We start from the raw sequence: 22,229 nt of genomic DNA on the forward strand, positions 1-22,229 counted from the left end.
CAATGCTGGATCTTGGACGCACATTTTTGCAAAGTGTCGAACGCAGTCCGAATGCGCTGGCCATCGTCGACGGGCAGCAGCGACTGACGTATGCACAGTGGTATGAGGTCATACAGCGCACTGCCGCGGGCCTGCGCGAGCTTGGCTTCCAGCGCGGCGATCATCTCCTGGTGGTACTGCAAAACCGTATCGAGATGGCGACCCTGCACTGGGCCTGCCAGTTCCTGGGCGTGGTCGCCACGCCGCTGAACTGGCGCGCGAAGCCGGAGGAGGTGGACTATTGCGCGACCGACGCCGACGCGAAGGCCGTGGTTTTCGAAGCCGTGAGCGCGGCCGCCGTTGCCGAGAGTCCGGTGGCCCAGAAGCTGACGCGCATCGCCGTCAACGGCGCCGAAGGCGGCACCATGGCATTCGGCAAGCTACAGGAGCGCGCTCCCGAGCAGCCCATCCTGCAGGCCGAGAGCGACGACATCTCGCTGATGCTCTACACCTCCGGCACGACCGGCAGGCCCAAGGGGGTACCGCGCCGACACCGGCATGAGCGCGCCGCGGCCCTGGCCCATGTGGCACAAAACTTGTATCGCCGTGGTGAGCGCACCCTGGGCGTGATGCCGCTGTACCACACCATGGGCGTACGCTCGCTGTTGGCCATGGCGCTCATCGACGGCCTGTTCGTCTGCGTGCCGAAGTTCGACCCTGTCGCCGCATTGCGCTACATCGCCGAGGAACGCATCACCTGCCTTTATCTCGTGCCGACGCTGTATCACGACATGCTGGCCCAGCGCGAGAAGCATCCGTCGGACGTTTCGTCCGTCACCAAGCTGGGCTTTGCCGGTGCGCCCATGCATGATGCCTTGCTGCAGCGACTGAACGACACTTTCAAGCCGGAGCTGTTCGTCAACCACTACGGCTCCTCAGAGGTCTATACCTTCGCCATTGACCAGGAGGCCATGCGCAAACCCGGAAGCGCTGGCCGTGCTGGCATCAATACCCGCATCCGCGTCGTCAAGCTCAATGCCACGTCGCCCGACGATGTCGCTGCACCGAACGAAGAAGGGGAGGTCATTGCAGACCTCGCCGGCGACGAGGCCTTCGAGCGGTACTGGAACCGTCCGGATGCCAACGCGAAAGCGATTCGTCAGGGCTGGTATTTCACCGGTGACACCGGCTACATCGACAACGACGGCGACCTGTTTGTCAGCGGCCGCGTGGACGACATGATCATCAGCGGCGGCGAGAACATTTCACCGGTGGATATCGAATCGGTGCTGTCGCTGCATCCGAAGGTCGATGAAGTCGTTGTGGCTGGCCTCAAGGACGAGCGTTGGGGCCAGCGCGTGGTGGCCTTCATCAAGTGCAAGGAAGTTATCGACCCGACCGAGCTGGATGCGCACTGCAAGCAATCCGACCTGCTGAACTTCAAGCGCCCGCGCGAATACGTCTTCGTGCGCGAGATTCCGAAGTCGCCGGTCGGCAAGGTGCTGCGCCGCAAACTCGTCGCCGGCGAATATGAAGGCGTCGTACCGCCGGCCGACGCAACAACGAACACCAAGTAAGAGAAGAGGAGGCATTGAAAATGGAGGCAGCAAAACGCCCGGCCGTCGCCGGCGACCTGCGCCAATGGCTGGAGCATCTGAGCAACACGGGCCGCCTGGCAGTGCTGCGCGAGAACGTGCCGCTCAAGCATCGCCTGGCCGCCATCGCCAAGCGCCTGGACGGCAAGCAGGCCGCGTTTTTCCCCCTGCCTGACGGTCACGCGATCCCAGTCATTTCCGGTTTCATGGCGAGCCGCGGCTGGATCGCCGAGGCAATGGGCGTGCCATCGTCGGAACTGCTCGGAACCTTCCGCCGCGCGGCCGAGAATCCGCTGCCGTGGCGCGAAGTGCCGCAAGCGCAAGCCACCTGCCAGCAAGTCGTGCATCGCGAGATCGACCTGCATGCACTGCTGCCGATCCCGACGCATAGCGAGCATGACAACGGTCCCTATATCACGGCCGGCATGGTAATCGCCCGCAATCCGGTCACTGGCATTCAGAACGTCTCGATCAACCGCATCCAGGTCCACGCCAAGGATCGCATGGCGATCCTGATGCTGCCGCGCCACCTGCACGCGTTTTATCAGGAGGCGGAAGGGCGCAACCAGGCGTTAGACGTCGCCGTCGTGATTGGCGCCGACCCGCTCACGCTGCTGGCTTCGCAGGCGATCACACCGATCGACCATGACGAGCTGGAAATCGCCGGCGCCCTGCAAGGTGCGCCGCTGCCGGTGGTCAAGTGCTTGACCAACGATGTGCGCGTGCCGGCCAATGCCGAGATCGTCATCGAAGGCAAGATTCTGCCCAAGGTGCGCGAACTGGAAGGTCCTTTCGGTGAATTTCCGAAGTACTACAGCGAGCAGGAAAACCGCGAAGTGATCGCCGTGGATGCGGTCACACACCGCAACTCGCCCGTGTATCACACCATCATTCCGGCCGAGATGGAGCACCTGCTGCTGGGCTCGATCCCGCGCGAGGCCACGTTGCTCGCTCATCTGCAGCGCAGTCATCCCAACGTGCTCGATGTGCATCTGTCCATCGGCGGCGTCGGCCGCTACCACTTGTTCGTCAAGATGAAAAAGCGTCGCGAGGGTGAGGCGAAGAACGTCATCCTGGCCGCGTTTGGCGCGCACTACGACATCAAGCAGGTCACGGTGGTCGATGATGACGTCGACGTGCATGATCCGCAGCAGGTTGAGTGGGCAGTTGCCACGCGGTTCCAGGCCGATCGCGACCTGATCGTGATCTCGGGCGCGCTCGGTTCGGTGCTCGATCCTTCCACCACGGTGGGCACCGAATGGCCCAATGGCGAGCCGGCCCCAACCCATATGCAAGGTGTCAGCGCCAAGATGGGCCTGGATGCCACCAAGCCGGTGGTTTACCACGGCCACGTCTTCACCAAGGTCCGCATCCCCGGCGAGAACGAGGTTGATCTGAACGAAGAAGTGCTAAGCGGCGTTGCGGTGAACTGGAACACCCTGAGCCTCGTACGCAAATGAACTCCGCCCCGCCAAAGCGCAAGCTCATCGTCGCCATCACCGGCGCCAGCGGCGCGATCTACGGCGTGCGCATGCTGGAAATGCTGCGCGCCGCCGGCACCTGCGAAACGCATCTCGTGATGTCGTCGTCCGGTGTCATGACCGCGCAGCAGGAGCTGAACATGAGGCGTGCCGAGATCGAAGCTCTGGCCGACGTCGTGCACAACGTCAAGGACATCGGCGCCACCATCGCCAGCGGCTCCTTCCAGTCGGCGGGGATGGTGATCGCACCGTGCTCGATGAAGACGCTGGCGAGCATTGCGCAGGGTTTCGCCGATAACCTTGTCAGCCGCGCGGCGGACGTGATTCTGAAAGAGCGGCGCCGCCTCGTGCTGCTCGCGCGGGAAACGCCGCTCAACCTCGCCCACCTGCGCAACATGACGAGCGTCACCGAAATGGGCGGCATCGTCTTTCCGCCGGTACCGGCCTTCTATACGCAGCCGGAAACGCTGGACGACATCGTCAACCATACGATCGGCCGGCTGCTCGACCTGTTCGACATTCCACATGAAGGTCTGGTCAAGCGCTGGGCCGGCATGGAAAAGCGAAACAGTCACGACGAATAAGCCGGAAATGAAAATTCCAGCGGACAGCCGCCCCATCGGGCAGCGCCGCTTCAACAAGCCACCAAGGAGAACGCAATGACACAAATCAGCCATCCCGCTCAAAACCTGTTGGAGAACCTCGACGGCTTCCGCGTTGAAATCGACGCCACTCGCCAACGCGCCGACATCATCCTGCAGCGTCCGCCATTCAACATCATCTCCATGCCGGAACGTGACCAGTTGCGCCTGGTGTTCGAAGCGCTGGATGCCGACGACCGTGTCCGCGTTATCGTGCTGCGCGCCGAGGGCGAGCACTTCTCCAGCGGCGGGGACATCAAGGGCTTCCTTGAGGCCAGCCCCGAGCATGTGTCGAAACTGGCATGGAACATTGCCGCCCCGGCTCGCTGCAGCAAGCCGGTGATTGCTGCCAATCGCGGCTACTGCTTTGGTGTGGGGTTTGAAATCTCGCTGGCTTGCGACTTCCGCATCGTCACCGAAACCACGCAATATGCATTGCCCGAGCAGAAGCTGGGCCAGATTCCGGGCTCCGGTGGTTCGGCCCGTCTGCAGAAGATGGTCGGCATCACCCGCACCAAGGACATCGTGATGCGTTCGCGCCGCATCCCCGGCAAGCAGGCCTACGACTGGGGCGTCGCTACCGAGATCGTGCCGGATGCCGAACTCGAATCGGCCACCGATCGACTTGTGGACGAACTGCGTGCGTTCTCGCCGATCGCCCAGCGCACCGCGAAGAAACTGCTCAACGACACCGAGGATTCCCCGTTGTCCATTGCCATCGAACTGGAAGGGCACTGCTACAGCCGGCTGCGTTCTTCCGACGACTTCCGGGAGGGCGTGGAAGCATTCCACAGCAAGCGAGCGCCGAAGTTCATCGGTTCCTGATCACGGCCACCGACGGAACGGTCAGTGATTTGATCCGCAATGCCGCCGCAAGCCGGCGGCGTTCCGTCATTCTGCATCTGCCGATGAGCGCTCCCCGGTCGTGCCATGCACAGACCCCTCGGCTTGTTGCTGCAGACGCAGGATCATGTTCTTGGCCAGCATTGCCAGGAAGAGCTTGGTTGCCGGATTCAACGGTCGGCGCGGATGCGAGACGGCGACCACCTGCCTGATCAGGCGCGGCGAGACGATGTTGTGAGAACGCAGGCGGCCAGCAGCCAACGCCTGATGCACGGCGATACGCGGCACGATGGTTGCCAACTGGGTTTGCTCCACGAGTTTGATGGTCGCGACCAGGGAGTCAATCTCGAACTTCGGTACAAGCTCGATGGCCTCGTTCTGCGCGAAGCTGTCGATGTTGCTCCGCAGGCCATGCCCGCGGGTGGGTAGCACGAGTTGCAGGCCGAGCGAGGCGACTTGGCGCAGCGTCAGCTGGCGTGGCAGCGTCGACGCATTGCCCGCGCTGGTAATCAGCACCATTTCCTCGTCGACGATGTGCTCGACGTTGAGCGCCAGCGGCCGGCGCGGCTTGTTGACAATGGCAGCGTCGAGATGACCCGCGGTTACCGCATCGATCAACGTGGTACTGTAACCGTCCGCGACTTTCACGCTCACGTCCGGGTATTTCTGCGAGAACGCGCTGAGCGTTTCCACCAGCACGCCTTCAGTGATGGAGGCGATCAAGCCGATGTCGACGTGACCGAGAATTTCACCATCGCTGCATATCAATTGTGCGCGAGCATTTGCGAAGTCGCGCATGATCGGCAGAAAAAGACGGTACATTTCGCGAGCCGCCGCAGTCGGCACCATACCTTGCTTGGTGCGCTCGAACAACTGCTGACCAAGCTGATCTTCCAGCTTCGCAATCTGCATGCTGAGAGCGGGCTGCACAATGTTTAGACGGTGCGCCGCCTTCGTTACGGTGCCTTCCTCAAAAAGACAGAGAAAATATTGAACCTGACGAAATTCCATGACTCGTGCCAAATAATAGCGCTGCTTGCGATGATCTGATGAGGGACAAGGAGCAATGACGGGCGCTGGTTGCTAGCACAGTGATCGTGCTTCAGATAAATTCCCGACGAACGTTAAAGATTATCAACAGTGTTGATTGTAGCGGCTAGGCTACATTATTTGGCATGATGCGCGGCCACTCTGATAACTTTCTACGCTTAGAGGGATTGCTGGCGGACGCGACGCTGGACAATGTGGGATTGAAGGATGTTGCGGAGCGAAAGTGGTAAACCCGCAAGCCCAAAATGCGGATTCTATTCGCATAATGTACATTATGTTAAATTACGAAAGTTAGCGAACACAAAGTGGACTAGCGAAACCCGTTTGTGGACAGCAATAATAGTCGGCGGACACAAATTAGGTTAACAAAACCCGTTTTTGGGACACAAATGTGCGACTTCAGCCAATTTGCGGATTCGCAGCAATTTTCTGTCTTGCAAACGGTGACTCGCAGAATCGTGGCAAATTTGTGTCCATCTAGGCAGGTGCTGTTGTTACGTCGATCAATGGTATTTGGAGTTTCCCTACTGTTTCCCTGGCGCGTGGATGGTCCGCAGCAGCAGCTCTAGCGAACCAATGCTGGTGATCCCTTGGTGCCGAGAGGCAGATCGGTCAATGAGAACTGCCCGAATGCCTGCGGAATTGGCACCTGCGTAATCACCGGCGAGCGAATCCCCCACCATTACGGTGTGCTGGACGTCAACCCGAAGCTCGTCGCATGCCCGTTCGAACATTCGAGAATCTGGTTTGAGCCATCCGGATTCAAATGACCAGATGCAGGTCGTGGACGTGATGGGCAAACAATCGAGTGCCGGTTGTGCGTACGGGCTCGTCAAATTGGACACTAGCCCGATCTTGACGCCCCTTGCTGCAAGGACTCGTAGGGTTTTGTCGGCATCGGGAAATAGCCTGATACTCGCCAGTTCGATCTGCAAGTCCCTTTCGAGTGAGGCCAACATGTCGGCGCCGGCATGGACGTGATTGGCCATATCCTCAAGCGTCATGCGACGCGTCATCACCATTTCAAGCGCTGCGCGCGGATCTGGTGACAGCTTCGCCAACTTCAAGAACGGGTGCTTTCTCCGACCGACGTTACAGAGGGTTCCGTAGACGTCGAAAAGCACGGCGTCGATTGTCGCGGAATGCTCTTGCGGTGCAATTGGCATGATCGGCGTCCGAAGGTCTGCGGGCGAATCACAAAGACCGCGTGACATGTTCATGTGGGCATACCAGCCCATACTTGTTTCGAATCTATCTCCCTCTCCCCTGCCCGCTGCATTTCCGAACCTTACGCCTCGCTCGTCCGTCGCAAGGCTAACGCCACAGGTGTGAAATTCTAGCGAGTTCTTTTAGCAGTCTTTCGGCGGGAAGTCTGCCACGAGGTCCCAAGTATGCCAACGTCGAGGATGGAATGCTGTAAGGCTTGCCAAAGAGTGCCCAGTTGTTTCCCCCAGCATCTTCGACCTGTTGCAAAAATGTGTTCGCCAATCGCCGGGCACCTGCATGCAATAGTTGCTCGGCTGTGTGAGCATCCGATACTGCGGTCGCCAATGACGCCGCATCGCGGAACGCCTGCCGTGCGATCTGTTGAATCCCCACGAGACCCGTGCCAAGAAGGGGTTCCGACGTGGGATTGGCAGGCGCTTCTTCAACCGTCCACAAGTCGTCCGACGAAGTTTGGATGGCCATCAGACCGACCCAGTGGCTCAGCATTTCGGCTAATGGCGGCACCACATAGACGATCTGACGATCGGGCAATCTGCGCCGAACTTTGAGCACAGTTTCATGCGGCTGAATGGAGAGGTCCGCGCCTGATAGTGCTTGAGCTTCGGGCAGGCTTAGCGTCCCGTAAAAGCAAAGCGATATCAGGAGTTCACGTCGCAACCCTTCCGGCGTGCCATCATTCTTAATCGCCTGCCAGAGATAGGCCATTGCAGAGGAACCAATAGGCTCGCTGCGAATTTGCTTTACGCTCCCTGCGATCAGCGGGTTGGCAAGGGCCAGCGGCCCGGTTTGATACGGACGGATTTCGTGACAGTTCGTGGCATACTGAATGCTGCTTAACCATTCGTAGAATAGGCGGACTGTGACCATTGTCGTGCGAATGCTCGATAGCGCGAGTGGGCCACGAAATGGTGCCCATTGTGCATCGGTGCCGTTGCCCATGATCCACAACGCCCGTGGATTGGGCTCCAGCAGGAAGGCCTCAAATGCATCAAAATCACTGCTGTCAAGCGAACTCATGGCCTTGCCACGTTGCACGTAAGCCCAATTTACAATTTTTTCGAGGGCGCGTTTGTAACTCGTGGCGGCTGCGGGATGATCCCGAAATGTATCCAACCACGCGTTGATGGCCTGCAGGTCATTTTGCAACGGTATCGACGGACCTTCCGGCGCGCGGAATGTGCCATCATGACCATCGAGTTCGGGCCCCGGATGCAAAAGCGCTAGGCGTTGCGGGCGATCCAGCTTGGTAGTGGACGCGGTATTTCGTTCCTCCACGCTCGTCGGTGGTGCGCTGATCTCGCGGTCTGTGCATTCAAAGTGCCTCGATAGGCGTGTGGCAACCGTCGGGATCGCGGCGACAAGCCACGATGCTAGATGAATCCATGTGTCATAGCCTTCGCCCGCGCAAACGAAGGTCCAGATCTGGGCCGCCATGCCGGGCGAATCCGATTCATACGCGTAGTTCAAGTGACGCGGCCACGGCGGATTTGCCGAATTGAGTTTCGGGCGAAATTCATTGAGCAGCTCCATCCATCGAGGGTTGCGGGGGCCTGGCGAATCCAGTGTTTTGATCTGGCTTTGCCAATGCACGCACACGGCGTAGTCAGCCAGAAAGCTCATTGCACAGTATGCGACCCATGTTTCCATCGTCACGATAACGTCGACCGGCCATGAAGCCATTCGACTGCGCAACGACGTCAGTGGCTTAGGCGCGCGTACGTCACGTGCTCTTTCGAATCGCTGTCGCCACAGAATATAGGCGCTGAGCTCAGGCGGCTCATCAGGAGGCGAGACGAGCATTGCGCCATCTTCATGTTGTTCGAGCCATCGCGTGACGTAGCTCCGATTTGATGCATCGCCACCGAGCCCGAGCGAGTTCCACAGCCAGCGGCGAAAGGCACGAAACAACGACACCATGTGTTTTTCGCGGACGTTGACCTGACTGAAGGTCAAGGGGACAGAAGACCGCAAGCTGCCAATGACGGCGATTTGTCTTGAGGGCGCTAGAAGCGATGCGGGCGTCCGTGACCCGCGGATGTGATTGAGCGCGTGAAATACCGATATCCTTCGCTCTCGCTCAACGTCCGAGAATGAACAAGACCAATTGGATTGATTTGGCCACGTGAGGCTTAGCGCGGAGAGCTCCGTTAGCCAGCGTGTCAACGACACATATTCAGTCTCTGCAACAACAATGTCGGATAATGCGTTTCCCGTTGATGTTGGGCCCCAAGCGGCGCCGTACCAATGACCGCATGACGGGCAACTGAACGGTGCATCAAAAGTGGCATGCGTCAGTGCATATCGTGGCGTGCGAGCGCCACACTGAGGACAGTTTGAGCGTAGCGTATCCCCATGGATCGGGCATTTCTCCAGCGCTTCAATTTGACAGGCTGCATGATGAAACCCGAGGCTCAGGCAGGTCGGGCAAAATCTGAGCGCCTCGTCGCTGGCGAGCCCGCTTGCCCAGCGACCGGGTTCGGACTGTAGCACCCCGTCACGAATTTGCCGGATCAGGGCGCTTTCGGACTTGCGTTGCGTCATCCACTCCCCCCACAGCAATTCGCGGGGATGGCGCCGAGAGTAATCGTTGGGGGCAAGCGGTCTGCCGAATACGCCGGCACACAGTTCCGCGGCGCCCATGGCATTCGCAATCGCAAGCTTCCCCAAGCACGCATAAGCGCTCTCACCTACGACAAACCACGCTGGCGCCCAGGCCAACCCGTCTCGCAGCGCACCGTGTGCTGCCTGGCCGCCGCGTGAGGTCATCAAGAGATTCATAGACCCGCCGGATCTTGCGAGAGCGTCGCCTCGAAGCCGCTGCGTTGTACCGCCTGGATCCATGCGTCTCTTGATGCCTGGAAATCTCTGCCATCGTCGTCCATGTGGGTGCACAGGAAGTCACGAATGGCCCCTCCGACCCATTTCATGCCGATTTCTGCGTCGTGGCCCGTGCGGTGGTTGCCAAAGGTGGCGAAAGCATCCCAGCATGCCGGTGCCTCACGCTGTATGCGCCAGCCGGCATCGTAGGCGCGCGGTAGGAAGAAGGAGGAGATGCATACCCCGCTGCGCGACGGAAATTCAAAGATGTCTGGATCGTCATAGCACTGCAGCGTTACAAGAAGATCCTGTTCCGAACGGACGCCATGAAATGCATAGGGCGAGAGCAGAAACCTGCCAATTAAGTCGGTTCGTTTCGCTGTGCGCAGCTCGGTTCGCAGCGTGTGGAGCTGGTGGTGACCGAACAGCACCACCACGAGGGAGATGCCCTGGCGCGTCAAGTCGTTGGACAAATCACGCATGTGCGTGAAATCCGCCGTTTTCCAGTTCTGAGCTTCGTCGACAAACAGCAGAATCCGGTCGCTCGCGTTCGTCTGCGCGGCCGCGAGCATCAGCGAAAAAACACGGATCCGGCGTGCAATTGCGGTCCCCGTGTTTGGGCTACCATGGCCCAGATCCAGCAGGAGATCGGTGTATAGGGCGCGCTCGGTGGGATGGTCGTGCTCTTTCGCGCTCACGCGCAACCGAGGAACATTGGCGAAATGCTGTGTGACAGTGGTATCGATCAGGTTGATGGCGAACGTTTTGCCAAACCGTGATTCGGCAACGAAGCATACCCCCGATTCATAATGAATCAAGGCGTCTTCCACAATATCGAATGCCTCCTTGATCGCGGGCGTCGGCGCGATGACTTGGTCCTTGATCAATGGATGCACGTTTAGCTTTTCGTCACGGAGCTGAAGCAGCTCGGGCAAAGTCATTCGTGGGCCTTGCGGTGGTTTCGTCGTTCTCATGATCTGTCTCCTAGCGCCCTTTCCACACCACTGGTTTGAGTCGATGTGTCAGCGAGCGAATGTGTGGCACTCGTGCAGGTCGCTTCGGCGCTGCTGTCGCGTCGATGGTGACGCCGCTCTCACGTGCCAGATTGGCAAGCTTGGTCGCGTCGCGAGATATCTTGGTTGGACGCTTGCGTGATTGTTCTTCGATACGTGTGGCTAGCGCTCGTGCAACTTCCTGCATGGGATCGTCATCTGGTGCATAGCGGTGCTCGTTGGCCTGAATCGTCCTCCGCATCTCCAGCGTGTGGGCATGTCGCCCCCACCCTGCGTGCAGTATTGTCAATCCGCCAAGCGCAAAGCCATTGCTTAGATAGGCGTCGCAATTGCGCGCATCGCGCGGCACATGCACCACAATCCTCTTGCCGATTAAATGCCACGCGCTTTGCAGGTTCTCGTTGCTGTAACGTGCGCCGCCAAATTCGACATAGGGTCGCCTGCCCTGCTGTATCGAGCCACGGACGACAGGCGTGACGATCTCCACACCCAATGCGGGCGAGTTCCACGAGGGCGTGGGCAGGGCGGGCAGCAAGGGGCCATCGAACCCACGTTGAGCGAAGGCACGAAGCACCTCTAGTGGTGACTGTCCTCCGAGCGCCCGATGGGGGGTAGCGTTGTAGTTGGCACACAGTACGTCCGCGAGATAGAGCAGTTGCTGGTACGTAATCCCCAGTCGGCTCGCGGTACGCACCGGATCACGTGCACGCGTGTCGCCCGGATGTGACCCGGTTGTTGATGGCAGGCGATGGAAGCCTCGCGTTTCCAACGTTTTGAACCAGCGCTCAAGCAGCGCGTTGTGTCCCCAATCGGCGAGTCCCCCATACGCGATGATGCAGCCGAGCCGACGACGCAGATGCTCCGCGATAACGTGGCTGTAGTGCTGCACCGCATTGTCCAGGTTCAGCACACAAGGGCTGCACTGGGCCAATTCGGGAATGAGGCCGGAGGGAAATCCTGCGCCTTGGGCATACTTGACGCCCAATATAGACGCCTCCATCGGCTGCCACGGGACGTTTGCCGCAACGAAGGCCGCTTCTATCGTTTGGGCGGACGGCTGCGTGGCAATGGCAATAGCGTAGCCCAAGACGCACCTCGAGTAACTGTCCAGATAGGCAATAAGCCATAGGCGCTCGATGGGCACGAACTGGGGACCTACCGGGCCGGTAATCTCCAGCGTGCCGATGCAATCAATTTTGTGCGCATCACACTGTGCAATGTCAAAGGGTGCCATCGCACAAATCGGAGAGCGGCGGGCGGTACCAAAGCGCAGTTTGTAAGCGGCATTCTCGCCGAATCGGGCGTCGACGGCGCCGTGCGGCGAGCGCTGGACAAGCTGAGTGACGTAGCGTGCCACGGATCTGCGCCCTTGGCTTTTCGTGTTCAGGGGGTAACTCCGCAGGGAGATGCCAGCGTCGAAACACCAGCCGCAGAGCCGCGTCCACGCTGTTTTTGCCGATACCCTAGCTTCGGCGACCTCCCCAGTAATGCGTCGGCCGAGAATGAGCGCGTCGAGTTTGTCTCGAATCTCAGGGTGCTCAGTCAGAAATTGCGTGAATGCGCCCGCGTGTCCGCTCCTGTCGGCGGGGCCCGGGAGTGATTTGTTTCGGTGGTAGCCGCATGTGCGCGCCCCGCAAAGCAGCCCTGCCCAGCCGTACAGACGCCCATCGTCGGCTAGTGTCACGCACCGATTGAGTTGCCGTATCAACACACTGCGAGACACCTGCGCGATCTGTGCGGCGCGAGTGAGGTGGCCGGTTTCCAGATAGAACGCGATGCCGGCTGACAAGCGTTCGAAGCGATCTCGCACAGCATCAGTGAGCTGACTCGAGTCCACGCGTCGCCAGTCTTCGGTGTTGCGCCACTCCCATGGGAGGGTCCGGGCGGTCAGTGGCCTGCTCACGACGGCACTCCCGCGCGCACAAGTTCGGTGCGCAGCGAAAGCGGCTCGTTGCCCAATGCGAGCGCGAGGCATCCGCTTTGAACGAGTCGAAACGCCGCAGCGATGTAAGTGTCACCCCGGCCAACTTCGTCCAACCGTGCGACATCCTTTAGCGAGATGGCATGCCCCGTGTCGAGCAGTGCCCCGACGGCCATGGATTCATGCGTCAATGGTATGCCGCGATACAGTGCAAGCCAGTGAATAATGCGCAACCAGTTGTGAAGATGTGCGCTATCGGCATGTAGGTCGTGCTCACGCAGGCGACAGTGCTGGGCCTCATATGCTTGGGCAAGTCGCGCGCGGGCTTGCTCTTTTGCCGGGTCAGTTGCTTCCCCCAGGCAACGCCACTCCCACGTCCCGTCGTGTCGGCGTACTTCCGCACACCAGGCGATCAATGAGCTGGGTGGGTCAGTCGATAACTGACGCGGCGCGGGCGCGTAGTTCACGGAAACGATGTCCGGCGTCGACTCAGCCAGTACAAAGTGGGCCAATTCCAGCTTTCCACTCAGTGCCCAGTCGCGATCCGATTTTGGACTGTAGACGTAGCAGAGGTTGGCTTTGCGATGCCCGCGCTTGTCGTACGCGTCGGCCAGTGCCGCGCGCATGCGAGTCCCTGGGCGTGCGTTGGCCGTGGGCTTTGAGGTAGTGCTGGACATGGCGGGTCTCCCACGCTCAGTGGCGAGACGCACGTCTCATGAAGGTCGTACCACAGCGCTCCCCACGTGACGAAAGCAGGATGCACCAATCCAGCCTTGACATGGCCGCCTATGCGACCTATGTTCAAAGTGAGTGCCCCACCGGTCAAGGGGGTGTGCTAGCGGTAATCAACGGGTTCTGTCGCGCCAACGGCAGAGCCCGTTTGTATTTTCATGTTGGCGCTCGTATGCGTCTCCTTTCGGATCGTTGTGATCCGCTTCCTATATCGATAGGTCGTAACTCGCGCAAGGTCAAGTCCGGCGCTCGGTTGTGCGACTCGGTTGTGCCATCCAACAAGCCGCGAACGCGGGCTACAGGTGTTCGCCAAACGCCTTGTCCATGTCCTCAGCCCGCTTGCGTCTCTCGGGGTGCAAGTATTGTGAGGTGGTGGCCAGGCTCGCATGCCCCATCTGGTCTTTCACCACGTCGAGCGCAGCACCCCGCGCCACGGCGTGCGTGCCAAAGGTGTGCCGCAACCAATGGGGGGTGGCTTGGCGGATCTGATGGGCTGCCCCTGGATTGACCGTTTCATAAACGCTTGCCGCCTCAGCAAGCGTTTGGCGAAGCATATGGGCGAGTCCATTGGGTGACAGGGGCTGACGTGGATGGCGCTGCGCGTCCTTGCCCAGGCGGCCGATGAGCGGGACATCTGGATCGATGTGGTCTGCCACGTCCCCCATACCACGCTGCGCAAGATAGCGTTGCAGCATTTGCACCAAGGTCGTAGCCAACTCGACCACCCGCGTATGCTCACCTTTGCCCGTGACGACCAGACGCCAGCGCATACCGAGCCCGTCGAGGTTCTCGCATGACAAGTCCCGCACGCGTGCACTGGCAAGCTCAGATAACCGCAGGCCAGTGGCATAGGCAAAGCGCAGCACGAACTGACGGCGTTGGGCTACCGGATCGGCGGGGTCGAGCCGGTCTAGGTAGTCCTTGAGCAATCCCCAGTGGCCCTGGGACAGACTGCGATCGCGGTTAGCGCCACGATGCGGGTGCCCCGGTTTCGGTTTGGCGATGAGCAGCCACGGGTTGTAACGCAGGTACTGCACCGCCATAAGCCAGTTGGTCATGCGCTGCAGCACCGTCATCGACAGGCGAATGCTCGCCGGCGCGAGTGCGCTTGCGAAGGGGCGCCACGTGGCGCTGTAGCGAGGCAGGTGTCGTGATGCAATCCAGTGTGGCGGGGGCGCGGCGAGAAACTCTCGGTAGGCCGCGCAATCCTGCACGTCCACATCGGACAGCGCCTTACCCCGCTCGAACCAAGCCCAGTTCAAAAAGCGCTCGGCGTGACTGCGATACGAGCGCCACGTATTGCCACCGATCGGGTGCAGCGTGGCGAGCCAGGCCTGCACGGCGCCGAGATCGTGCGTGACAACGAGCCGACAAGTGCTCCCCATCAAGCGATTGTGACCATCTTGTCCGTCCAATCCCGTCGGGACGCTCAGGAACTCAAGGGGCGCTACACCGCCCAGTTGCGGTCGTAACAAACGCTGCACGTCAAGCCCCGCAGCGCGGCGCGGCACCAAGGCGTAGGCAGGTACGCTCTGTCCTAGCGAGCCCTCGTGGGCGTCTAACCATCGCTGCAGGCGACCGGCTGCGACCGGCCCCAAGCGGTGTACGCGGGCGTGCCAGCTCGGTCCATGCGTACGAATAAAGGCAATCAGATCCAGCAGCGAGAGGATGCCGGCGGCCTCCAGTCGCCCGGCAATCGCTCTATGGAACCAGCCGCGCACGTGGTGATGCACTTGTGGCTTGACGGCCAATAACTGCTGCAGGCGGGCCAGCGCTCGCAATTGGCCCGCCCGCAAGCGGTCGTTGCGCGCTTGACGCCGGTCGGTGCGCACCTCCGGGTGCGCTTCTTGAAAGAGCGCCAGCAGCTCCTTTTGACTAAAGCACTCGTAGGGATCGTAGGCTTCGGCAAAGGCTTCCAACGTGGGCACGCAGCTCGCGGATGCCGCATCACCGGACACCAATGATGGGCCGATGAGCACTTGTGGTGCGATGCCGAGGACTCGTGCACCGGTGTAGTCCCGCTCGCGGCGTGCGGCGGTGACCAATTGCTCACGTATCCAGCGCAGCGTCGTTCGAGCCCGGCGCAGATCGAGGCCGGTCTCCAGGTACTGGTCGGCCAAACGCTCGAGCGGCAAGCCTTCCAGATAACCCCGGAAGAACGCGAAGTGTTCGAGGCCGAGGTGCTCGCGGGTGGCCGGAAACGGGACGGCGCGTCCCTCGGTGCTGATGAAGGCGACGTCCGCCACGTCGGATGTGTGGGGTTTGGCGTGGTGCATGGTCTTGCGCGGATTAGCTGTGTTGCGGGGGCGCTCCCCCAACTCGTGCGTGACTCACGGGGCCATCGCACGACGACGCCCTACCCGGCTAACCAGGGGGTGCCGCGCAGAACGCCGCTAGGGCGTTGATTCGCAAGAGGATAGCGCTCGGACCTTGCGCCGGTGTCAGATTTATTCGACAAAATCCGCACTGATGCTTATGGCACTAATCATCAGTCAATTTTGAGAAATATTTCCAATGGATGTTCTGACCCCCGATGGGCTTGGGCGTGATCTCTCGTGGAGGCATTGGCGCGTTGATTACTTCGGCTGAATCAGGTTGCGAGCGAGGGCCCGGGCGCAAATTTTGATGATCGCAATATCGCCAACGCTATGCATAGGCCCCGCTCTGCATCCGTGCCAGGAGTGCCGACAAAAGCTCCTGCCCCAAAATCGTGTCCGAAAATTCCGCGGGACACCTGCCGCCAAGTGCCGGGGTTGGTTGCTGTAACCACTGGCCGGTCCAACGAGCCGGATCGAACCCGTCTGCCTGCCCCGACTGGACAACCATGGCCTCAACTTGCCCGATTAACCGGACAAGGCCAAGGACACGTTCGGCCTGGTCGACGGACAGGTGCTTCCGTTGCTTCACCTTGCGGTCGATTGCGGATCGAGAAAATCCTAGCGCCTTGACGAGGAATTCCTTGCTGATGTGCATGCGGTTTGCCACGCGCGGCACGTCACTTGCTCGCACGCCGTTCCTAATTCGTAAAACACGCTCATGTATCGTGGCTTGGTACATTTCCCGAGCCTCGGAGATGATGGACGTTGCGCGTTTGCCTCCCCTGTTACCCCTAGGGGAATTCTACGTTGCAGGGGCTGCCATTTTGTCTTACAGGGCGAGATACATGAACATGGCGAACACAAAGGCGATGGCAATCACACCCCCCCAACATTTCTGCGCTCCGGGACTTGATTGATTAATCGCGTCCGCAAGGTGGCTTCTTCTACGATACCTTCGACGTGCCATTTGCAGTGCGCTCCAAGGTGTCAGTTGTAAAAACTGGCGACGTGCCAACGATTCGATATTGGCAGTCTACCGGCGAGCGTGTGTAAGGACTTTACGCCACCTCCGTGCAGAATGGGGCTTGAAGCCTAACCCATTGAAACATCAATCTTGTCGCCAACAGCCCACCCGATTGCTTTCAAGACCTCGGCAAGCGGTCGACGCGATACATCAGCAATGCCGTCGGGAACTGGAACAAGACGTGTTCGGCACAGCCGACGTATGGAACGTAAGGTAACTGGCCCATGGGGATGTTCGCAAGTTCATTGTCGGAGTCTGACAGGGTGGGCTATGACGCAAAAATTTTTTCCGAACCCGTCGCCTACGCTACCTATTCCTCATCGACACCTTGATGCATTTCGGTAGGCAGTCGGTCAAACGCATCGAAACGTGGCGAATCGACTACCAATCGGCTCGACCGCATAGCGCCTTGGGGCAACTGGCGCCGGCCCAATTCCAGCACTGCATCAACCGAAATCTGGCCAGCCGGCCAACTTACGAATGGTGTACGCGGCAGGGTAAGGTCAAAAGGGTGCGAGGACTTGGCCCACCAACTCGCGGTCTACACCGCGGAAAATGACCGACAAGGCCTCGTCGCTGGAGCAAGCTCTGGCTTGACGTCGCCGAGAAGGTCTGAACCGGCCTATGGGGATTTTCTGCTGCCGCGATAGCCTGGATTACTGGTCGTAATCGACGGATTATTTTGGGACGTATATCGAGCAACAAATGGCTCGTTCGAGATCCCCACGCTGGGAGCCTCGACAGGAAACGAAACCTCTCGTACTGGATCAAGTTTTTGGATGAGCGTTAGTATGGCTTGGCCTTCTCCGCACGGCATTTCTCGAGCTCACGCGACAGTGCATCAATCTCCGACTGCATGTTGGCTGCTCGCTTGAGCAGTTGCCCCACCCGAAACCAATACTCATCACCCAAGTCGCCATCCGCCGAGGCGAGTTCGTGCAACTTGCGAAGTGCAATGGCCAGATCGATCTGATTCTCCGAAGACATCGACATGCTCCTTTTTTCGGCCCACATGCTACGTTCCCGTGCGAAATTCGGGTGGCGCGCACTTACGAGTTTATGTTCTCAGACCAGCTTGCCTGCCTCGAGTTTGAACTCTCGGTCGAGCACTCTTCTCGTTCCCAACGGCCATCTCCGATTTCGCCTTCACATTTTGACAAGGTGTTTTTGCAAACGGTAGCAGCCGAGTGTGGTCGATGTGATCTGCTCGGCTAAATCCGAACCAGTTTGACTGTTGGTTTTCAGGCAAAGCATCGCGCACACCGCCGGAACCACGGATTTGGCCATTTGGCCGCGACGCTTCCAACGGCGTGGTTTTCCCAGTCGCCATAGACGATCCGAGAGCGATTTAACCAACAGACTTGCCGCTACCCGCAGCATCCGCACTGCTGCTGGATCGGCGGACATTTGACCGAGCCGAACGAGCAGAAGACGCAACAGTCACCGGAGTTGGGGCGCAGCAGCATCATGCAGTGACTGCACTCGTAGTAATACTGGCAGGCGTTGGTGGGCATGGTTTCGTGTTGGGCAAAACCGCAATGCGGGCAGGTCAACAAGGACTCGAGGATGACGGCGTTCATCGCGGCCTCACTTGCGAACGGCGGACGGATAGCCCGCGTTCCCCGTCGCTTGCGTCAACGCCTGCGGCTGGGCCTCGTCGGGATCGTAGGTGACGGTGGCGGTCTTCTTGTCGAAATCGACCTTGACGGTGCTGACACCGGTCACCCGCTTTAATGACTTCGTGACCGTTATCGGACACAGATCGCACGTCATGTTCTGCACGTCAAGCGTGACCGTCTCCGGCGCGCCAGCCAGTGCCGCCAGAGGCAAGGCCGCGAGCACGGTCATCAGCAGTTTGCGCATGGAAACTCCCTTTCAGTTCAGTAGAGCAACGGTGCGAGCCAAGGCACGGCCAAGAGGCCGAGCAGCAAGAGGGCAATGATCCAGAACACACGTCGCTGACGATGGATCGGACGAAGATTTGCGCAGGGCATGTCGGGCGCGCAGACCTGCGGCACCCCATAGAGCTTGCGGAAGGCCAGCCCGAGAAACAGCAGCGTCAGGCCGATGAAGAAGGGCCGGTACGGCGCCATCGCCGCCAGGTTTCCGATCCATGTGCCACCGACGCCAAGTGCGAGCAGCACAAGCGGACCGACACAGCATACCGATGCGCCCACGGCGGACAGCACGCCCGCAATGAGCGAACCTTTCCCGCTGAGTCGCGCCATACGCTTCTCCTTGAATTAGTTTGCGTTGGTGATACTCTAAATCCCGTACTTAAGTACGGAGTCAAGGAGACATGTCGTGGCAACACTGAGTATCGGCAAGTTGGCCGAGGCTGCCGGGGTGAACATCGAGACGATCCGGTATTACCAACGGCGCGGCCTGCTGGAGGAACCACCCAAGCCGCCAGGCGGGCATCGTCGCTATTCAGCAGAGCAGCTCAAGCGGGTGCGCTTCATCAAGCGAGCGCAAGCGCTGGGTTTCACGTTGTCTGACGTTGGCGGCCTGCTGGCGCTCGATGCAGCGTGCGCCTGTAAGGAGACGCGGGCGTTGGCCGAGCGCAAGTTGGCGCTCATCGAGCGGAAGATAATCGACCTTGCCGCAATGCAAAAGGCGCTGGGCGCGCTGGTGCAGCAATGTGATGCGGGTGGCGGCGGGCCCAACTGTCCGATCATTGATGTGCTGGCTGGAGAATGAGCCTGAGCGCGCGAGTCCGTCGCCCCGCTGCCGCCGAGGGTGTGTTGATTGCCGCGCGCATGCATCGCTGTCGCAACTGTTCGACGCGTTGTTATGGCGGTGGCCGAGGCAGACCTGCAATGGAACCGCGTTGTCCGCACACTACGCATTTCCCGGCAACGCCACCGGCTGTGGATGTCAACGCCACGCAATGTGCAACGGTCTATAGTTCAAATGTGCAATTAAGGGACGGACCGTCCCGGGCGGTTCCCGAATTTTGGCGGGTCGACATGATGATTGCGATCATCATCTGCAAAGTGTGGCTGGTGCTGCTGCTCGGGGCAATTCCTTCCGAACCGACAGTACCGGGTGCCGACATCGGATCAGCCACGTTTTCCGGCGTCGTTGCCGACATGCCCCGCTAGCGCGAATTCAAAGCGTCCGGAGCAGACTCTGGACACCCGCTTCGCCTTCCAATCTCTCCACGCTCGTGCTGCCGTCGGGGTCATTCCGCTCACGGCAGCCCCGCGCTTGCCATGAACTGCTTTCACGGCCATAGGATGCAGTTCAAAGTGTCCGAGTGCGCCAGCGCGGTACAAACATCGGCACGCGCTCGCGGTAGTCCGCATACGCCCGCCCAAAACGCTCCATCAATCGAGCCTCTTTTCGCGTTGCTAGGCGCACATAGGCAAACACGATAGCCGGGGCCAGTCCCAGCGTGAAATGAGGGGTATACGGATTCTGTGGTTGGTTTCGGCTTGTGCGGCGCAGCAGTGGCTGAAGTGGGGCGATCGTTGATTCCGAGGGCACAAAACGGCCATTAGCGACCGCCCGCGAGCACTGCAACGGAGACATCCGAATGTTTCCTCCGTAATGCCAAGCTGGCATTCCATTCGAAAGCACCACACCCGGCAGGTTGAAATTTTCTGGCGCGAAGCGTCGCACTGGCAACGCTCCATTCAACCCTCGTTTGATAGAAACGTATACCCCCGTACCCTATATGTAGTAAGATAGCCCCCTACACTATTTGGGGGCTGGCCGTGAGCCATACGATTCGCGAAAAGCAGAAGCTGCTCAACCGGGTTCGCCGTATCAAGGGCCAGGTCGAGGCCATCGAGCGAGCACTTGAAGAGGAGCGTGGATGTATGGATGTGCTTCAGCTCATCACTAGCAGCCGGGGTGCAATGAACGGGCTGCTCGCGGTCGTTCTCGAAGACCACATCCGCACGCATCTCGTCGACGCAGAACCGCACGACGACGAGCACGGCAGCGGCACCGAGCAACTGATCGAAGTGGTGCACAGCTACTTCAAGTGAGAGAGATATGAGCAAATTTGAGGACGCCGCTTTCGGGGCGGGACACGATCACATTTTTCTGGGCGTAGCCCACGAAGACAATGAGCGCAGAACCTGGATGGTGATTGCGCTGTGCAGTGCGATGATGGTGGCTGAAATTGTCGGCGGGAGTCTTTTTGGCTCTCTCGCACTCGTCGCCGACGGTCTGCACATGTCAACGCACGCTGGAGCGATGCTCATCGCCGCTTTGGCTTATACGTACGCCCGCAAGCATGCTGGCGACTCCCGCTTCGTATTTGGCACCGGCAAGCTGGGAGATCTCGCGGGCTTTACCAGCGCCATCGTACTCGCGATGATCGCGCTGCTGATCGCGTACGAAGCTGTTTCGCGCTTTCTCTCGCCCGTGCCCATCCACTTTGGTCAGGCGATCCCCATCGCCGTACTTGGACTGCTGGTTAATCTTGCGAGCGTCTGGCTGCTAAGCGGCGATCACCACGGCCATGGACATAGCCACGGGCATAGTCATGGCCACAGTCACGAGGAAGAGGTGCATCGCATCTTCGGTAGCGCCGGCGTATTCGCCTTATCGGTCTTCGAAGACGGGGTGCCGCCTGTCTTCCGCATTGCACCAGAAACGGACTCTTCGAAGCTCAACGCCGATGCTGCTTCGGTTACGACGATCCGCCCCGACGGCACGCGCCAGACGTTCGCACTTGTCGATCGCGGTGGCTATCTGGAGTCGAAGGACCACATTCCTGAGCCCCATGCATTCAAGGCCGTTGTCCGCCTGCCCGATGGTGAACATCAAGTCTTGTTCGAAGAACACGAGCACGCCGATGCTCAGGATGGAGCAAACCGTGACCACAACATTCGCTCGGCCTACATTCACGTGATTGCCGACGCGGCGGTTTCCGTGCTGGCGATCATTGGACTGCTGCTTGCGCGTGCTTTCGGCTGGGTCTGGATGGACCCACTTGCGGGTGTGATCGGCGCACTGGTGATTGCGAACTGGTCGTGGGGCTTGATGCGCGATACGGGCGGCATCCTGCTCGACATGAATGCGGACAAGCGTATGTCCGAGAACGTCCGTCATGTCATCGAAGACAACGGCGATACCGTGCTCGATCTCCATGTCTGGCGCGTCGGTCCGGGGCATATGAGCGCGATCGTTGCGGTGGCCACCGATGAATCGCGGCGCAACCCGAGCTTCTACCGCGCAGCACTCAAGCGCTTCAAGGGACTGTCGCATGTGACGGCCGAAGTGAACCCGACCCGCGCAGTGGCCTGAGTGATGCCAGTCAAATCGCCATGCATCGATGTCTGTGCGTTCGATGGCAAGACCGGGCTTTGCATCGGCTGCTTTCGGACGCCCGACGAAAGCAGCGGCTGGAAGAAAATGACGACCACCGGCGTCATCAGATACTCAATGAGAAGACCCGGCGACAGGCGAAGGTAGCACGTGAGGTAAAGGTCGCTGAGGTGAAAAGCTGAAGGAATAGACGCGTTCCCCGGCACTGCCTGGGGGGGCGGAGTGCACCGTACTGCGGACGTTTGAGCGGGGAGCTTGTCACTGGCAGAAACGGCCTAGGGTGTGAGGAAACGCCGATTGATCCG

21 protein-coding genes and 2 pseudogenes are annotated in these 22,229 nt (G+C 59.8%); 10 read left to right on the plus strand and 13 right to left on the minus strand.

All coding sequences use genetic code 11. The features are described from left to right. The first annotated feature begins 2 nt into the window (after nt 1-2). The 4 genes from A985_RS0115900 (at nt 3) to A985_RS0115915 (ending at nt 4,521) form a co-directional block, all read left to right on the plus strand. Complete coding sequence (locus tag A985_RS0115900) at nt 3-1,556, plus strand: AMP-binding protein (protein WP_017234392.1); 1,554 nt, start codon at nt 3-5, stop codon at nt 1,554-1,556. Between the two features lie 20 nt (nt 1,557-1,576). Then, entirely contained in the window at nt 1,577-3,034 is a 1,458-nt protein-coding gene (locus tag A985_RS0115905) for a UbiD family decarboxylase (protein WP_017234393.1), read from the plus strand. Further along, nucleotides 3,031-3,639, plus strand: a complete 609-nt coding sequence (locus A985_RS0115910; protein WP_017234394.1) for a UbiX family flavin prenyltransferase — start codon at nt 3,031-3,033, stop codon at nt 3,637-3,639. The genes A985_RS0115905 and A985_RS0115910 overlap by 4 nt, the downstream gene beginning before the upstream one ends. A 75-nt stretch (nt 3,640-3,714) precedes the next feature. Then, complete coding sequence (locus A985_RS0115915) at nt 3,715-4,521, plus strand: enoyl-CoA hydratase/isomerase family protein (protein ID WP_017234395.1); 807 nt, start codon at nt 3,715-3,717, stop codon at nt 4,519-4,521. A gap of 66 nt (nt 4,522-4,587) precedes the next feature. On the opposite strand, the gene A985_RS25785 is transcribed toward A985_RS0115915, so the two are convergent. From A985_RS25785 to A985_RS0115955, 8 genes are all read right to left on the minus strand, one after another. Then, nucleotides 4,588-5,550, minus strand: a complete 963-nt coding sequence (locus tag A985_RS25785) for a LysR family transcriptional regulator (RefSeq protein ID WP_017234396.1) — start codon at nt 5,548-5,550, stop codon at nt 4,588-4,590. A 563-nt stretch (nt 5,551-6,113) separates the two neighbouring features. Further along, nucleotides 6,114-6,827 carry an HAD family hydrolase gene (locus A985_RS25790; protein ID WP_017234397.1) on the minus strand — a complete coding sequence of 238 codons (714 nt, stop codon included), beginning with the start codon at nt 6,825-6,827 and terminating at the stop codon, nt 6,114-6,116. 76 nt (nt 6,828-6,903) lie between these two features. After that, the gene (locus A985_RS27115; protein ID WP_125338883.1) at nt 6,904-8,769 is read right to left on the minus strand and encodes a hypothetical protein; all 1,866 of its coding nucleotides are present in this window, start codon (nt 8,767-8,769) and stop codon (nt 6,904-6,906) included. A gap of 821 nt (nt 8,770-9,590) precedes the next feature. Beyond that, a complete protein-coding gene (locus A985_RS0115935; protein WP_083902327.1) occupies nt 9,591-10,607 on the minus strand; it encodes an ATP-binding protein in 1,017 nt (338 codons plus the stop codon). A 10-nt stretch (nt 10,608-10,617) separates the two neighbouring features. Next, nucleotides 10,618-12,003 (minus strand): hypothetical protein, encoded by a 1,386-nt coding sequence (locus tag A985_RS25800; RefSeq protein ID WP_017234399.1) that lies wholly within the window; start codon nt 12,001-12,003, stop codon nt 10,618-10,620. Between the two features lie 542 nt (nt 12,004-12,545). Then, nucleotides 12,546-13,193, minus strand: coding sequence for a hypothetical protein (locus tag A985_RS0115945; RefSeq protein WP_017234400.1), 648 nt, complete (start codon nt 13,191-13,193; stop codon nt 12,546-12,548). 402 nt (nt 13,194-13,595) lie between these two features. After that, nucleotides 13,596-15,545 (minus strand): tyrosine-type recombinase/integrase, encoded by a 1,950-nt coding sequence (locus tag A985_RS0115950; RefSeq protein ID WP_198288703.1) that lies wholly within the window; start codon nt 15,543-15,545, stop codon nt 13,596-13,598. A 400-nt stretch (nt 15,546-15,945) separates the two neighbouring features. Then, nucleotides 15,946-16,356, minus strand: coding sequence for an antitoxin Xre/MbcA/ParS toxin-binding domain-containing protein (locus tag A985_RS0115955; protein ID WP_150563909.1), 411 nt, complete (start codon nt 16,354-16,356; stop codon nt 15,946-15,948). 592 nt (nt 16,357-16,948) lie between these two features. On the opposite strand from A985_RS0115955, the pseudogene A985_RS29840 reads away from it, so the two are divergent. Beyond that, nucleotides 16,949-17,200 (plus strand): annotated as a pseudogene (locus A985_RS29840) (integrase core domain-containing protein); the annotation flags it as partial. Between the two features lie 227 nt (nt 17,201-17,427). Here A985_RS29840 and A985_RS0115960 read toward each other — a convergent pair. The 5 genes from A985_RS0115960 to A985_RS0115970 all read right to left on the minus strand — a co-directional run bounded on the left by A985_RS0115960 (nt 17,428) and on the right by A985_RS0115970 (nt 18,869). Then, complete coding sequence (locus tag A985_RS0115960) at nt 17,428-17,628, minus strand: hypothetical protein (protein WP_039830432.1); 201 nt, start codon at nt 17,626-17,628, stop codon at nt 17,428-17,430. A 159-nt stretch (nt 17,629-17,787) separates the two neighbouring features. After that, nucleotides 17,788-18,048: a hypothetical protein gene (locus A985_RS28635; protein ID WP_165385207.1), complete on the minus strand. Its 261-nt coding sequence runs from the start codon at nt 18,046-18,048 to the stop codon at nt 17,788-17,790. After that, the gene (locus tag A985_RS29360; RefSeq protein WP_083902328.1) at nt 18,009-18,221 is read right to left on the minus strand and encodes a GDCCVxC domain-containing (seleno)protein; all 213 of its coding nucleotides are present in this window, start codon (nt 18,219-18,221) and stop codon (nt 18,009-18,011) included. Before A985_RS29360 ends, A985_RS28635 begins: the two co-directional genes overlap by 40 nt. A gap of 7 nt (nt 18,222-18,228) precedes the next feature. Next, entirely contained in the window at nt 18,229-18,504 is a 276-nt protein-coding gene (gene merP / locus A985_RS0115965; protein ID WP_017234404.1) for a mercury resistance system periplasmic binding protein MerP, read from the minus strand. A gap of 17 nt (nt 18,505-18,521) precedes the next feature. Continuing rightward, nucleotides 18,522-18,869 carry a mercuric transporter MerT family protein gene (locus A985_RS0115970; protein WP_017234405.1) on the minus strand — a complete coding sequence of 116 codons (348 nt, stop codon included), beginning with the start codon at nt 18,867-18,869 and terminating at the stop codon, nt 18,522-18,524. Nucleotides 18,870-18,945: 76 nt separating this feature from the next. On the opposite strand from A985_RS0115970, the gene merR reads away from it, so the two are divergent. The 5 genes and pseudogenes from merR to A985_RS27620 all read left to right on the plus strand — a co-directional run bounded on the left by merR (nt 18,946) and on the right by A985_RS27620 (nt 22,106). Beyond that, complete coding sequence (gene merR / locus A985_RS0115975; RefSeq protein WP_017234406.1) at nt 18,946-19,341, plus strand: Hg(II)-responsive transcriptional regulator; 396 nt, start codon at nt 18,946-18,948, stop codon at nt 19,339-19,341. A gap of 269 nt (nt 19,342-19,610) precedes the next feature. Continuing rightward, nucleotides 19,611-19,745, plus strand: a complete 135-nt coding sequence (locus A985_RS29665) for a hypothetical protein (protein ID WP_017234407.1) — start codon at nt 19,611-19,613, stop codon at nt 19,743-19,745. Nucleotides 19,746-20,360: 615 nt separating this feature from the next. Continuing rightward, a complete protein-coding gene (locus A985_RS0115985) occupies nt 20,361-20,636 on the plus strand; it encodes a metal/formaldehyde-sensitive transcriptional repressor (protein ID WP_017234408.1) in 276 nt (91 codons plus the stop codon). 7 nt (nt 20,637-20,643) lie between these two features. Further along, the gene (gene dmeF, locus A985_RS0115990) at nt 20,644-21,903 is read left to right on the plus strand and encodes a CDF family Co(II)/Ni(II) efflux transporter DmeF (RefSeq protein ID WP_017234409.1); all 1,260 of its coding nucleotides are present in this window, start codon (nt 20,644-20,646) and stop codon (nt 21,901-21,903) included. A 3-nt stretch (nt 21,904-21,906) separates the two neighbouring features. Beyond that, nucleotides 21,907-22,106 (plus strand): annotated as a pseudogene (locus A985_RS27620) (DUF1289 domain-containing protein). Nucleotides 22,107-22,229 lie beyond the last annotated feature (123 nt).

The sequence above is a fragment of the Pandoraea sp. B-6 genome (genome assembly GCF_000282835.1).
GTDB lineage: Bacteria > Pseudomonadota > Gammaproteobacteria > Burkholderiales > Burkholderiaceae > Pandoraea > Pandoraea cepalis.

Bases quoted from the DNA above. Each gene is read 5' to 3' on its own strand.
- A985_RS0115900 (WP_017234392.1), top strand. From the start codon at position 3: ATGCTGGATCTTGGACGCACATTTTTGCAAAGTGTCGAACGCAGTCCG.
- A985_RS0115905 (WP_017234393.1), top strand. From the start codon at position 1,577: ATGGAGGCAGCAAAACGCCCGGCCGTCGCCGGCGACCTGCGCCAATGG.
- A985_RS0115910 (WP_017234394.1), top strand. From the start codon at position 3,031: ATGAACTCCGCCCCGCCAAAGCGCAAGCTCATCGTCGCCATCACCGGC.
- A985_RS0115915 (WP_017234395.1), top strand. From the start codon at position 3,715: ATGACACAAATCAGCCATCCCGCTCAAAACCTGTTGGAGAACCTCGAC.
- A985_RS25785 (WP_017234396.1), bottom strand. From the start codon at position 5,550: ATGGAATTTCGTCAGGTTCAATATTTTCTCTGTCTTTTTGAGGAAGGC.
- A985_RS25790 (WP_017234397.1), bottom strand. From the start codon at position 6,827: ATGGGCTGGTATGCCCACATGAACATGTCACGCGGTCTTTGTGATTCG.
- A985_RS0115935 (WP_083902327.1), bottom strand. From the start codon at position 10,607: ATGAGAACGACGAAACCACCGCAAGGCCCACGAATGACTTTGCCCGAG.
- A985_RS0115945 (WP_017234400.1), bottom strand. From the start codon at position 13,193: ATGCGCGCGGCACTGGCCGACGCGTACGACAAGCGCGGGCATCGCAAA.
- A985_RS0115955 (WP_150563909.1), bottom strand. From the start codon at position 16,356: ATGTACCAAGCCACGATACATGAGCGTGTTTTACGAATTAGGAACGGC.
- A985_RS0115960 (WP_039830432.1), bottom strand. From the start codon at position 17,628: ATGTCTTCGGAGAATCAGATCGATCTGGCCATTGCACTTCGCAAGTTG.
- A985_RS28635 (WP_165385207.1), bottom strand. From the start codon at position 18,048: ATGTCCGCCGATCCAGCAGCAGTGCGGATGCTGCGGGTAGCGGCAAGT.
- A985_RS29360 (WP_083902328.1), bottom strand. From the start codon at position 18,221: ATGAACGCCGTCATCCTCGAGTCCTTGTTGACCTGCCCGCATTGCGGT.
- merP (WP_017234404.1), bottom strand. From the start codon at position 18,504: ATGCGCAAACTGCTGATGACCGTGCTCGCGGCCTTGCCTCTGGCGGCA.
- A985_RS0115970 (WP_017234405.1), bottom strand. From the start codon at position 18,869: ATGGCGCGACTCAGCGGGAAAGGTTCGCTCATTGCGGGCGTGCTGTCC.
- A985_RS29665 (WP_017234407.1), top strand. From the start codon at position 19,611: ATGATGATTGCGATCATCATCTGCAAAGTGTGGCTGGTGCTGCTGCTC.
- dmeF (WP_017234409.1), top strand. From the start codon at position 20,644: ATGAGCAAATTTGAGGACGCCGCTTTCGGGGCGGGACACGATCACATT.